The sequence below is a fragment of the Enterobacter cloacae complex sp. IR5441 genome, from assembly GCF_049238215.1.
Taxonomy (GTDB): Bacteria; Pseudomonadota; Gammaproteobacteria; order Enterobacterales; family Enterobacteriaceae; genus Enterobacter; species Enterobacter hormaechei_C.
The window spans coordinates 16,676-26,365 of sequence record NZ_JBMKIA010000040.1 but is presented as its reverse complement, the minus strand read 5'-3'; the positions used below and the strand labels follow the sequence as shown (position 1 = coordinate 26,365).

The window sequence follows — 9,690 nt, the reverse complement described above, 5'->3', positions numbered from 1 at the left end:
GAAGTGTACATTCTGTCCAAAGACGAAGGCGGCCGTCATACTCCGTTCTTCAAAGGCTACCGTCCACAGTTCTACTTCCGTACAACTGACGTGACCGGTACCATCGAACTGCCAGAAGGCGTAGAGATGGTAATGCCAGGCGACAACATCAAGATGGTTGTGACGCTGATCCACCCAATCGCGATGGACGACGGTCTGCGTTTCGCAATCCGTGAAGGCGGCCGTACCGTTGGCGCGGGCGTTGTTGCTAAAGTTCTGGGCTAATTAATTATCCCTGAAATAAAAAGGACGCTCCGGCGTCCTTTTTTGTTTTCTGCCGTTGGGGCATTGTCATAAAAATTCGCATTTTTTGCTTTCTCCCGCCACGTATTCCGAAGCCCGTGCTATTGTAATCATAACCATTCTCACTTACACTTTGCGCATATTTTGAACGGGAGTCTTTATGTACGTTTGTTTATGTAATGGTGTAAGCGACAAAAAAATTCGTCAGGCCGTTCGCCAGTTTCAACCACAATCTTTCCAGCAGCTTCGCAAGTTTGTTCCGGTGGGAAATCAATGCGGTAAATGCGTTCGCGCAGCGCGTGAGATCATGCAGGACGAACTGATGCAGATCCCGGAATTCAAAGAGATCGCGTAAGCCTCTATCTTTTTTTTGACATCCCCGTAGCCCGATCTACGCTTCAATGAGTGGAAGCGGAGGGACTATATAATGAAAGGTGATGTTAAAATCATAAGTTATCTCAATAAATTATTGGGAAATGAGCTTGTCGCAATCAATCAGTATTTTCTCCATGCAAGAATGTTTAAAAACTGGGGACTGACTCGCCTCAACGATGTTGAATACCATGAGTCCATTGATGAAATGAAACACGCCGATAAATACATTGAGCGTATTTTATTCCTCGAAGGCATTCCTAACCTACAGGATCTCGGAAAACTGGGCATCGGAGAAGATGTCGAAGAGATGCTGCGTTCTGATCTCCGGCTGGAGCTGGAGGGTGCAAAAGATCTGCGTGAAGCCATTGCCTATGCGGACAGCGTACATGACTACGTCAGCCGCGATATGATGATCCAGATCCTGGCCGATGAAGAAGGGCACATCGACTGGCTTGAGACCGAACTGGATCTCATTAGCAAAATTGGCCTACAGAACTACCTTCAGTCTCAGATCAAAGTGGAAAGTTAATCAGGCTTTCCCAGCCAACGCATAAACCCGCTGCCGCCAGAAATGGCCCAAAAGGCAGTGGGTTTTTTAATGCCTGCTTATCAGGGGTAAACAACGAGAAAGCAACCAGATACAGCAGAGCCATTAACGCGGCCACTAATGCCAGTATTGGTAGTACACACCAGCCATGCCATGCCCCCAGCGCCGCCAGATATTTTATGTCGCCATATCCCATCCCTTCACGTCGGCAGATGAGCCGGTATCCCCAATAGATAATGGCGAATCCGGCATATCCTGTCATCGCACCCACTACCGCGCTCGGCAAAAAATCAGGATGGAGACAAAGCTGGTAGAGCAGGCCCGTCCATAGCAGCGGGCAAAGAAATTTATCGGGAAGAAGCCCCGTGCGGATATCGGTGCGAACAAGCAAGGCCGATAACGCAAAATAGATCAACAGAAAGGGGAGGGACAGTAGCATAGCGAGAGCCTCAAAATGGTTTGAGCGCATACTCGTAATAATCTGCATGCCCGGCAATGTGTAAAAACAGCAATTGCGTAGCGGCTTCATACAAAGAGTTGAGAAGGGATACTTTGCATAAAAAATTGCGCGGCCTTACGTATAGTACGTCTTTGGCGCTTAATTTCTAAACGGCACTTGCGTCTTTCTCTGATTTACGTATAATGCGCGGGCTTGTCGTAATTGACGGCGGGTTCAATCTGAACCAGAGTAGCTCACTTTGTTACTCAACAATGCTCCCAATTGGGGAGCTACGTAAGAACGGTTACACTCTCCCATCAATCGTAATGGGTTTGAGGAGTAATCATTTCGTTTATAAAATAATTGGAGCTCTGGTCTCATGCAGAACCAAAGAATCCGTATCCGCCTTAAAGCGTTTGATCATCGTCTGATCGATCAATCAACCGCGGAAATCGTCGAGACTGCTAAGCGCACTGGTGCGCAAGTCCGTGGTCCGATCCCGCTGCCGACCCGCAAAGAGCGCTTTACCGTTCTGATCTCTCCGCACGTTAACAAAGATGCGCGTGATCAGTACGAAATCCGCACTCACAAGCGTCTGGTTGACATCGTTGAGCCAACTGAGAAAACCGTTGATGCTCTGATGCGTCTGGATCTGGCTGCCGGTGTAGACGTGCAGATCAGCCTGGGTTAATCAGGTCATCGAGCGATTGAGAGGTTGAAACAATGATTGGTTTAGTCGGTAAAAAAGTGGGTATGACCCGCATCTTCACTGAAGATGGCGTTTCTATCCCAGTAACCGTAATCGAAGTTGAAGCAAACCGCGTTACTCAGGTTAAAGATCTGGCTAACGATGGCTACCGCGCTATTCAGGTTACCACTGGTGCTAAAAAAGCTAACCGTGTAACCAAACCAGAAGCGGGTCACTTCGCTAAAGCTGGCGTTGAAGCTGGCCGTGGTCTGTGGGAATTCCGTCTTGCTGAAGGCGAAGAGTTCACCGTAGGTCAGGACATTAGCGTTGAGCTGTTTGCTGACGTTAAAAAAGTTGACGTAACCGGTACCTCTAAAGGTAAAGGTTTTGCTGGTACCGTTAAGCGCTGGAACTTCCGTACCCAGGACGCTACTCACGGTAACTCCTTGTCTCACCGCGTTCCGGGTTCTATCGGTCAGAACCAGACTCCGGGCAAAGTGTTCAAAGGCAAGAAAATGGCAGGTCAGCTGGGCAACGAACGTGTAACCGTTCAGAGCCTGGACGTAGTACGTGTTGACGCTGAGCGCAACCTGCTGCTGGTTAAAGGTGCGGTCCCGGGTGCAACCGGTAGCGACCTGATCGTTAAACCAGCTGTGAAGGCGTAAGGGGATAGCAATGGAATTAGTATTGAAAGACGCGCAGAGCGCGCTGACTGTTTCCGAAACTACCTTCGGTCGTGATTTCAACGAAGCGCTGGTTCACCAGGTTGTTGTTGCTTATGCAGCTGGTGCTCGTCAGGGTACTCGTGCTCAGAAGACTCGTGCTGAAGTAACTGGTTCAGGCAAAAAGCCATGGCGCCAGAAAGGTACCGGCCGTGCGCGTTCAGGTTCTATCAAGAGCCCGATCTGGCGTTCAGGTGGCGTGACCTTCGCTGCGCGTCCACAGGACCACAGTCAAAAAGTTAACAAAAAGATGTACCGCGGCGCGCTGAAAAGCATTCTGTCCGAACTGGTACGTCAGGATCGTCTGATCGTTGTCGAGAAGTTCTCTGTTGAAGCGCCTAAAACTAAGCTGCTGGCACAGAAACTGAAAGACATGGCTCTGGAAGATGTGCTGATCATCACCGGTGAGCTGGACGAGAACCTGTTCCTGGCCGCGCGTAACCTGCACAAGGTTGACGTACGCGACGCGACTGGTATCGACCCGGTTAGCCTGATCGCCTTCGACAAAGTCGTAATGACTGCTGATGCTGTTAAGCAAGTTGAGGAGATGCTGGCATGATTCGTGAAGAACGTCTGCTGAAGGTGCTGCGCGCACCGCACGTTTCTGAAAAAGCGTCTACTGCGATGGAAAAAACAAACACCATCGTTCTCAAAGTTGCTAAAGACGCGACCAAAGCAGAGATCAAAGCTGCTGTGCAGAAACTGTTTGAAGTCGAAGTCGAAGTCGTTAACACCCTGGTAGTTAAAGGGAAAGTTAAACGTCACGGACAGCGTATCGGTCGTCGTAGCGACTGGAAAAAAGCTTACGTCACCCTGAAAGAAGGCCAGAACCTGGACTTCGTTGGCGGCGCTGAGTAAGTCGGAGGAGTAATACAATGGCAGTTGTTAAATGTAAACCGACATCTCCGGGTCGTCGCCACGTAGTTAAAGTGGTTAACCCTGAGCTGCACAAGGGCAAACCTTTTGCTCCGTTGCTGGAAAAAAACAGCAAATCCGGTGGTCGTAACAACAATGGCCGTATCACCACTCGTCACATCGGTGGTGGCCACAAGCAGGCTTATCGTATTGTTGACTTCAAACGCAACAAAGACGGTATCCCAGCAGTTGTTGAGCGTCTTGAGTACGATCCGAACCGTTCCGCGAACATCGCGCTGGTTCTGTACAAAGATGGCGAACGCCGTTACATCCTGGCCCCTAAAGGCCTGAAAGCTGGCGACCAGATTCAGTCTGGCGTTGATGCTGCAATCAAAGCAGGCAACACCCTGCCGATGCGCAATATCCCGGTTGGTTCTACCGTTCATAACGTAGAAATGAAACCAGGTAAAGGCGGTCAGCTGGCGCGTTCCGCGGGTACTTACGTTCAGATCGTTGCGCGTGACGGTGCTTATGTCACCCTGCGTCTGCGTTCTGGTGAAATGCGTAAAGTCGAAGCAGACTGCCGCGCTACTCTGGGCGAAGTTGGCAATGCTGAGCATATGCTGCGCGTTCTGGGTAAAGCTGGTGCTGCACGCTGGCGTGGTGTTCGTCCTACCGTTCGCGGTACTGCGATGAACCCAGTCGACCACCCACATGGTGGTGGTGAAGGTCGTAACTTTGGTAAGCACCCGGTAACTCCGTGGGGCGTTCAGACCAAAGGTAAGAAGACCCGCAGCAACAAGCGTACTGATAAATTTATCGTACGTCGCCGTAGCAAATAATTTTAGAGGATAAGCCATGCCACGTTCTCTCAAGAAAGGTCCTTTTATTGACCTGCACTTGCTGAAGAAGGTAGAGAAAGCGGTGGAAAGCGGAGACAAGAAGCCCCTGCGCACTTGGTCCCGTCGTTCAACGATCTTTCCTAACATGATCGGTTTGACCATCGCTGTCCATAATGGTCGTCAGCACGTTCCAGTCTTTGTTACCGACGAAATGGTTGGTCACAAACTGGGTGAATTCGCACCGACTCGTACTTATCGCGGCCACGCTGCTGATAAAAAAGCGAAGAAGAAATAAGGTAGGAGGAAGAGATGGAAACTTTAGCTCAACATCGCCATGCTCGTTCTTCTGCACAGAAGGTTCGCCTTGTTGCTGACCTGATTCGCGGTAAGAAAGTGTCGCAGGCCCTGGACATCCTGACCTATACCAACAAGAAAGCTGCGGTATTGGTCAAGAAAGTACTGGAATCTGCCATTGCTAACGCTGAACACAACGATGGCGCTGACATCGACGATCTGAAAGTCGCGAAAATTTTCGTAGATGAAGGCCCAAGCATGAAGCGCATTATGCCGCGTGCGAAAGGTCGTGCAGATCGCATCCTGAAGCGCACCAGCCACATTACTGTGGTTGTGTCCGATCGCTGAGACTCTGGAGACTAGCAATGGGTCAGAAAGTACATCCTAATGGTATTCGCCTGGGTATTGTAAAACCATGGAACTCTACCTGGTTTGCGAACACCAAAGAATTCGCTGACAACCTGGACAGCGATTTTAAAGTACGTCAGTACCTGACTAAGGAACTGGCTAAAGCGTCTGTATCTCGTATCGTTATCGAGCGTCCAGCTAAGAGCATCCGTGTGACTATTCACACTGCTCGCCCTGGCATCGTTATCGGTAAGAAAGGCGAAGACGTAGAAAAACTGCGCAAGGTCGTAGCGGATATCGCTGGCGTTCCTGCACAGATCAATATCGCTGAAGTTCGTAAGCCTGAACTGGACGCTAAATTGGTTGCTGACAGCATCACTTCTCAGCTGGAACGTCGCGTTATGTTCCGTCGTGCTATGAAGCGTGCTGTACAGAACGCAATGCGTCTGGGCGCTAAAGGTATCAAAGTTGAAGTTAGCGGCCGTCTGGGCGGCGCGGAAATCGCACGTACCGAATGGTACCGCGAAGGTCGCGTACCGCTGCACACTCTGCGTGCTGACATCGACTACAACACCTCTGAAGCGCACACCACTTACGGTGTAATCGGCGTTAAGGTATGGATCTTCAAAGGTGAGATCCTGGGTGGTATGGCTGCTGTTGAACAACCGGAAAAACCGGCTGCTCAACCTAAAAAGCAGCAGCGTAAAGGCCGTAAATAAGGAGCGTCGCTGATGTTACAACCAAAGCGTACAAAATTCCGTAAAGTGCACAAAGGCCGCAACCGTGGTCTGGCGCAGGGTACGGATGTTAGCTTCGGCACTTTCGGTCTGAAAGCTGTTGGCCGTGGTCGTCTGACTGCACGTCAGATCGAAGCAGCACGTCGTGCAATGACCCGTGCAGTTAAGCGTCAAGGTAAGATCTGGATCCGTGTATTCCCGGACAAACCGATCACCGAGAAGCCACTGGAAGTTCGTATGGGTAAAGGTAAAGGTAACGTGGAGTACTGGGTTGCCTTGATCCAACCGGGCAAAGTCCTTTATGAAATGGACGGTGTTCCGGAAGAGCTGGCCCGTGAAGCCTTCGGCCTGGCAGCAGCGAAACTGCCTATCAAAACCACCTTTGTAACTAAGACGGTGATGTAATGAAAGCAAAAGAGCTGCGTGAAAAAAGCGTTGAAGAGCTGAACGCTGAGCTGCTGAACCTGCTGCGTGAGCAGTTCAACCTGCGTATGCAGGCTGCAAGTGGCCAGCTGCAACAGACTCACCTGCTGAAGCAAGTGCGTCGCAATGTTGCGCGCGTTAAGACTTTACTGACTCAGAAGGCGGGTGCGTAATGACCGATAAAATCCGTACTCTGCAAGGTCGTGTTGTTAGCGATAAAATGGAGAAATCCATTGTTGTAGCTATCGAACGTTTTGTGAAACACCCGATCTACGGTAAATTCATCAAGCGTACGACCAAACTGCACGTACATGACGAGAACAACGAATGTGGTATCGGCGACAAGGTTGAAATCCGTGAATGCCGTCCACTGTCCAAGACTAAGTCCTGGACGCTGGTTCGCGTTGTAGAGAAAGCGGTTCTGTAATAGAGTACGCATTCTCAATACGAATAAACGGCTCAGCGATGAGCCGTTTATTTTTTCTACCCATATTGCAGAAGCGGTGTTATAATGCCGCGCCCTCGATATGGGGCTTTTTAACGGCTCTGATTTTAGAGTCTCAGGTAGTAGTTGACATTAGCGGAGCACTAAAATGATCCAAGAACAGACTATGCTGAACGTCGCCGACAACTCCGGTGCACGTCGCGTAATGTGTATCAAGGTTCTGGGTGGCTCGCACCGTCGCTACGCAGGCGTAGGCGACATCATCAAGATCACCATCAAGGAAGCAATTCCACGTGGTAAGGTCAAAAAAGGTGATGTGCTGAAGGCGGTAGTGGTGCGCACCAAGAAGGGTGTTCGTCGCCCTGACGGTTCTGTCATTCGCTTCGATGGTAATGCATGCGTTATTTTAAACAATAACAGCGAGCAGCCTATCGGCACGCGTATCTTTGGGCCGGTAACTCGTGAACTTCGTACTGAGAAGTTCATGAAAATTATCTCTCTGGCACCAGAAGTACTCTAAGGAGCGAATCATGGCAGCGAAAATCCGTCGTGATGACGAAGTTATCGTGTTAACCGGTAAAGATAAAGGTAAACGCGGTAAAGTAAAAAATGTTCTGTCTTCCGGCAAACTTGTCGTTGAAGGTATCAACCTGGTTAAGAAACATCAGAAGCCGGTTCCGGCCCTGAACCAACCAGGCGGCATCGTTGAAAAAGAAGCTGCTATTCAGGTTTCTAACGTTGCAATCTTCAATGCGGCTACCGGCAAGGCTGACCGTGTAGGCTTTAGATTCGAAGACGGTAAAAAAGTCCGTTTCTTCAAATCTAACAGCGAAACTATCAAGTAATTTGGAGTAGTACGATGGCGAAACTGCATGATTACTACAAAGACGAAGTAGTTAACAAACTCATGACTGAGTTTAACTACAATTCTGTCATGCAAGTCCCTCGGGTCGAGAAGATCACCCTGAACATGGGTGTTGGTGAAGCGATCGCTGACAAGAAACTGCTGGATAACGCAGCAGCTGACCTGACAGCAATCTCCGGTCAAAAACCGCTGATCACCAAAGCACGCAAATCTGTTGCAGGCTTCAAAATCCGTCAGGGCTATCCGATCGGCTGTAAAGTAACTCTGCGTGGCGAACGCATGTGGGAGTTCCTTGAGCGCCTGATCACTATTGCTGTTCCACGTATCCGTGACTTCCGTGGCTTGTCCGCTAAGTCTTTCGACGGTCGTGGTAACTACAGCATGGGTGTCCGTGAGCAGATCATCTTCCCAGAAATCGACTACGATAAAGTCGACCGCGTGCGTGGTTTGGATATTACCATTACCACTACTGCGAAATCTGATGAAGAAGGCCGTGCTCTGCTGGCTGCCTTTGACTTCCCGTTCCGCAAGTAAGGTAGGGTTACTGAATGGCTAAGCAATCAATGAAAGCACGCGAAGTAAAGCGCGTAGCTTTAGCTGATAAATTCTTCGCTAAACGCGCTGAACTGAAAGCGATCATTTCTGATGTGAACGCTTCCGACGAAGATCGTTGGAATGCGGTTCTCAAGCTGCAGTCTCTGCCGCGTGATTCCAGCCCGTCTCGTCAGCGTAACCGCTGTCGTCAAACAGGTCGTCCACATGGTTATGTGGGCAAGTTTGGGTTGAGCCGTATCAAACTGCGTGAAGCCGCCATGCGCGGTGAAGTGCCAGGCTTGAAAAAGGCTAGCTGGTAATTACCAATTGAATCACGGGAGTAAAGACAGATGAGCATGCAAGATCCGATCGCGGATATGCTGACCCGTATCCGTAACGGTCAGGCCGCGAACAAAGTTGCGGTCACCATGCCTTCCGCCAAGCTGAAAGTGGCAATTGCCAACGTGCTGAAGGAAGAAGGTTTTATCGAAGATTTTAAAGTTGAAGGCGACACCAAGCCGGAACTGGAACTTACTCTCAAGTATTTCCAGGGTAAAGCTGTTGTAGAAAGCATTCAGCGTGTCAGCCGCCCAGGCCTGCGCATCTATAAGAAAAAAGATGAGCTGCCAAAAGTAATGGCTGGTCTTGGTATCGCAGTTGTTTCTACCTCTAAAGGTGTTATGACTGATCGTGCAGCGCGCCAGGCTGGTCTTGGTGGCGAAATTATCTGCTACGTAGCCTAATCGGAGGAAAGAATGTCTCGTGTTGCTAAAGCACCGGTCGTTATTCCTGCCGGCGTTGATGTAAAAATCGACGGTCAGGTTATTACGATCAAAGGTAAAAACGGCGAGCTGACTCGTACCCTCAACAATGCTGTTGAAGTTAAACATGCAGATAACGCTCTGACCTTCGGTCCACGTGATGGTTTCGTGGATGGATGGGCTCAGGCTGGTACCGCGCGTGCCCTGCTGAACTCAATGGTTGTTGGTGTTACCGAAGGCTTCACTAAAAAGCTTCAGCTGGTTGGTGTAGGTTATCGTGCAGCTATCAAAGGGAATGCAGTAGGCCTGTCTCTGGGCTTCTCACACCCTGTTGAGCATCCGCTGCCGGCCGGTATCACTGCAGAATGCCCGACTCAGACTGAAATCGTGCTGAAAGGCGCTGATAAACAGCTGATCGGTCAGGTTGCAGCAGATCTGCGCGCCTACCGTCGTCCTGAGCCTTATAAAGGCAAGGGTGTTCGTTACGCCGACGAAGTCGTGCGTACCAAAGAGGCTAAGAAGAAGTAAGGTAA

Annotated in this window: 20 protein-coding genes and 1 pseudogene; 20 read left to right on the top strand and 1 reads right to left on the bottom strand. The window is 50.0% G+C overall.

Annotation, left to right across the window (positions count from 1 at the left end; all coding sequences use genetic code 11):
* From tuf to bfr, 3 genes and pseudogenes are all read left to right on the top strand, one after another.
* Positions 1-264 (top strand): annotated as a pseudogene (tuf, locus tag ACOTX5_RS23620) (elongation factor Tu); the annotation flags it as partial.
* 178 nt (positions 265-442) lie between these two features.
* Positions 443-637: a bacterioferritin-associated ferredoxin gene (gene bfd, locus ACOTX5_RS23615; RefSeq protein WP_003863268.1), complete on the top strand. Its 195-nt coding sequence runs from the start codon at positions 443-445 to the stop codon at positions 635-637.
* Between the two features lie 72 nt (positions 638-709).
* Complete coding sequence (gene bfr, locus ACOTX5_RS23610; protein WP_003863270.1) at positions 710-1,186, top strand: bacterioferritin; 477 nt, start codon at positions 710-712, stop codon at positions 1,184-1,186.
* Here the strand turns inward: bfr and ACOTX5_RS23605 are convergent.
* Positions 1,170-1,643, bottom strand: a complete 474-nt coding sequence (locus ACOTX5_RS23605; RefSeq protein ID WP_017383731.1) for a prepilin peptidase — start codon at positions 1,641-1,643, stop codon at positions 1,170-1,172. The two genes, bfr and ACOTX5_RS23605, sit on opposite strands and share 17 nt — an antisense overlap.
* A 379-nt stretch (positions 1,644-2,022) precedes the next feature.
* Between ACOTX5_RS23605 and rpsJ the strand changes: the two genes are divergently transcribed.
* The 17 genes from rpsJ to rplF all read left to right on the top strand — a co-directional run bounded on the left by rpsJ (position 2,023) and on the right by rplF (position 9,685).
* Positions 2,023-2,334 (top strand): 30S ribosomal protein S10, encoded by a 312-nt coding sequence (gene rpsJ / locus ACOTX5_RS23600; protein ID WP_001181005.1) that lies wholly within the window; start codon positions 2,023-2,025, stop codon positions 2,332-2,334.
* A 32-nt stretch (positions 2,335-2,366) separates the two neighbouring features.
* Positions 2,367-2,996 carry a 50S ribosomal protein L3 gene (rplC, locus tag ACOTX5_RS23595; RefSeq protein WP_003863274.1) on the top strand — a complete coding sequence of 210 codons (630 nt, stop codon included), beginning with the start codon at positions 2,367-2,369 and terminating at the stop codon, positions 2,994-2,996.
* A gap of 10 nt (positions 2,997-3,006) precedes the next feature.
* Entirely contained in the window at positions 3,007-3,612 is a 606-nt protein-coding gene (gene rplD, locus ACOTX5_RS23590) for a 50S ribosomal protein L4 (RefSeq protein ID WP_000424395.1), read from the top strand.
* Positions 3,609-3,911: a 50S ribosomal protein L23 gene (rplW, locus tag ACOTX5_RS23585; protein WP_000617546.1), complete on the top strand. Its 303-nt coding sequence runs from the start codon at positions 3,609-3,611 to the stop codon at positions 3,909-3,911. The genes rplD and rplW overlap by 4 nt, the downstream gene beginning before the upstream one ends.
* Positions 3,912-3,928: 17 nt before the next feature.
* Entirely contained in the window at positions 3,929-4,750 is an 822-nt protein-coding gene (gene rplB / locus ACOTX5_RS23580; RefSeq protein ID WP_000301859.1) for a 50S ribosomal protein L2, read from the top strand.
* Positions 4,751-4,766: 16 nt separating this feature from the next.
* The gene (rpsS, locus tag ACOTX5_RS23575; protein ID WP_001138117.1) at positions 4,767-5,045 is read left to right on the top strand and encodes a 30S ribosomal protein S19; all 279 of its coding nucleotides are present in this window, start codon (positions 4,767-4,769) and stop codon (positions 5,043-5,045) included.
* A 14-nt stretch (positions 5,046-5,059) separates the two neighbouring features.
* A complete protein-coding gene (gene rplV, locus ACOTX5_RS23570; RefSeq protein WP_002919773.1) occupies positions 5,060-5,392 on the top strand; it encodes a 50S ribosomal protein L22 in 333 nt (110 codons plus the stop codon).
* Positions 5,393-5,409: 17 nt separating this feature from the next.
* Positions 5,410-6,111 (top strand): 30S ribosomal protein S3, encoded by a 702-nt coding sequence (rpsC, locus tag ACOTX5_RS23565; protein WP_000529945.1) that lies wholly within the window; start codon positions 5,410-5,412, stop codon positions 6,109-6,111.
* 12 nt (positions 6,112-6,123) lie between these two features.
* Positions 6,124-6,534 (top strand): 50S ribosomal protein L16, encoded by a 411-nt coding sequence (gene rplP, locus ACOTX5_RS23560; RefSeq protein ID WP_002919759.1) that lies wholly within the window; start codon positions 6,124-6,126, stop codon positions 6,532-6,534.
* Positions 6,534-6,725, top strand: coding sequence for a 50S ribosomal protein L29 (gene rpmC, locus ACOTX5_RS23555; protein WP_003863282.1), 192 nt, complete (start codon positions 6,534-6,536; stop codon positions 6,723-6,725). Before rplP ends, rpmC begins: the two co-directional genes overlap by 1 nt.
* A complete protein-coding gene (gene rpsQ, locus ACOTX5_RS23550; RefSeq protein WP_002438707.1) occupies positions 6,725-6,979 on the top strand; it encodes a 30S ribosomal protein S17 in 255 nt (84 codons plus the stop codon). Before rpmC ends, rpsQ begins: the two co-directional genes overlap by 1 nt.
* A 166-nt stretch (positions 6,980-7,145) precedes the next feature.
* On the top strand, positions 7,146-7,517 hold the full coding sequence (rplN, locus tag ACOTX5_RS23545) for a 50S ribosomal protein L14 (RefSeq protein ID WP_002919748.1): 372 nt from the start codon (positions 7,146-7,148) through the stop codon (positions 7,515-7,517).
* Between the two features lie 10 nt (positions 7,518-7,527).
* Positions 7,528-7,842, top strand: a complete 315-nt coding sequence (gene rplX / locus ACOTX5_RS23540; RefSeq protein ID WP_003863287.1) for a 50S ribosomal protein L24 — start codon at positions 7,528-7,530, stop codon at positions 7,840-7,842.
* A 14-nt stretch (positions 7,843-7,856) separates the two neighbouring features.
* The gene (gene rplE / locus ACOTX5_RS23535) at positions 7,857-8,396 is read left to right on the top strand and encodes a 50S ribosomal protein L5 (protein WP_003863290.1); all 540 of its coding nucleotides are present in this window, start codon (positions 7,857-7,859) and stop codon (positions 8,394-8,396) included.
* 14 nt (positions 8,397-8,410) lie between these two features.
* Positions 8,411-8,716 carry a 30S ribosomal protein S14 gene (rpsN, locus tag ACOTX5_RS23530; protein ID WP_003863291.1) on the top strand — a complete coding sequence of 102 codons (306 nt, stop codon included), beginning with the start codon at positions 8,411-8,413 and terminating at the stop codon, positions 8,714-8,716.
* Positions 8,717-8,746: 30 nt separating this feature from the next.
* The gene (rpsH, locus tag ACOTX5_RS23525; protein WP_006178918.1) at positions 8,747-9,139 is read left to right on the top strand and encodes a 30S ribosomal protein S8; all 393 of its coding nucleotides are present in this window, start codon (positions 8,747-8,749) and stop codon (positions 9,137-9,139) included.
* Positions 9,140-9,151: 12 nt separating this feature from the next.
* Entirely contained in the window at positions 9,152-9,685 is a 534-nt protein-coding gene (gene rplF / locus ACOTX5_RS23520; RefSeq protein ID WP_006178917.1) for a 50S ribosomal protein L6, read from the top strand.
* Positions 9,686-9,690 lie beyond the last annotated feature (5 nt).

Bases quoted from the DNA above. Each gene is read 5' to 3' on its own strand.
- bfd (WP_003863268.1), top strand. From the start codon at position 443: ATGTACGTTTGTTTATGTAATGGTGTAAGCGACAAAAAAATTCGTCAG.
- bfr (WP_003863270.1), top strand. From the start codon at position 710: ATGAAAGGTGATGTTAAAATCATAAGTTATCTCAATAAATTATTGGGA.
- ACOTX5_RS23605 (WP_017383731.1), bottom strand. From the start codon at position 1,643: ATGCTACTGTCCCTCCCCTTTCTGTTGATCTATTTTGCGTTATCGGCC.
- rpsJ (WP_001181005.1), top strand. From the start codon at position 2,023: ATGCAGAACCAAAGAATCCGTATCCGCCTTAAAGCGTTTGATCATCGT.
- rplC (WP_003863274.1), top strand. From the start codon at position 2,367: ATGATTGGTTTAGTCGGTAAAAAAGTGGGTATGACCCGCATCTTCACT.
- rplD (WP_000424395.1), top strand. From the start codon at position 3,007: ATGGAATTAGTATTGAAAGACGCGCAGAGCGCGCTGACTGTTTCCGAA.
- rplW (WP_000617546.1), top strand. From the start codon at position 3,609: ATGATTCGTGAAGAACGTCTGCTGAAGGTGCTGCGCGCACCGCACGTT.
- rplB (WP_000301859.1), top strand. From the start codon at position 3,929: ATGGCAGTTGTTAAATGTAAACCGACATCTCCGGGTCGTCGCCACGTA.
- rpsS (WP_001138117.1), top strand. From the start codon at position 4,767: ATGCCACGTTCTCTCAAGAAAGGTCCTTTTATTGACCTGCACTTGCTG.
- rplV (WP_002919773.1), top strand. From the start codon at position 5,060: ATGGAAACTTTAGCTCAACATCGCCATGCTCGTTCTTCTGCACAGAAG.
- rpsC (WP_000529945.1), top strand. From the start codon at position 5,410: ATGGGTCAGAAAGTACATCCTAATGGTATTCGCCTGGGTATTGTAAAA.
- rplP (WP_002919759.1), top strand. From the start codon at position 6,124: ATGTTACAACCAAAGCGTACAAAATTCCGTAAAGTGCACAAAGGCCGC.
- rpmC (WP_003863282.1), top strand. From the start codon at position 6,534: ATGAAAGCAAAAGAGCTGCGTGAAAAAAGCGTTGAAGAGCTGAACGCT.
- rpsQ (WP_002438707.1), top strand. From the start codon at position 6,725: ATGACCGATAAAATCCGTACTCTGCAAGGTCGTGTTGTTAGCGATAAA.
- rplN (WP_002919748.1), top strand. From the start codon at position 7,146: ATGATCCAAGAACAGACTATGCTGAACGTCGCCGACAACTCCGGTGCA.
- rplX (WP_003863287.1), top strand. From the start codon at position 7,528: ATGGCAGCGAAAATCCGTCGTGATGACGAAGTTATCGTGTTAACCGGT.
- rplE (WP_003863290.1), top strand. From the start codon at position 7,857: ATGGCGAAACTGCATGATTACTACAAAGACGAAGTAGTTAACAAACTC.
- rpsN (WP_003863291.1), top strand. From the start codon at position 8,411: ATGGCTAAGCAATCAATGAAAGCACGCGAAGTAAAGCGCGTAGCTTTA.
- rpsH (WP_006178918.1), top strand. From the start codon at position 8,747: ATGAGCATGCAAGATCCGATCGCGGATATGCTGACCCGTATCCGTAAC.
- rplF (WP_006178917.1), top strand. From the start codon at position 9,152: ATGTCTCGTGTTGCTAAAGCACCGGTCGTTATTCCTGCCGGCGTTGAT.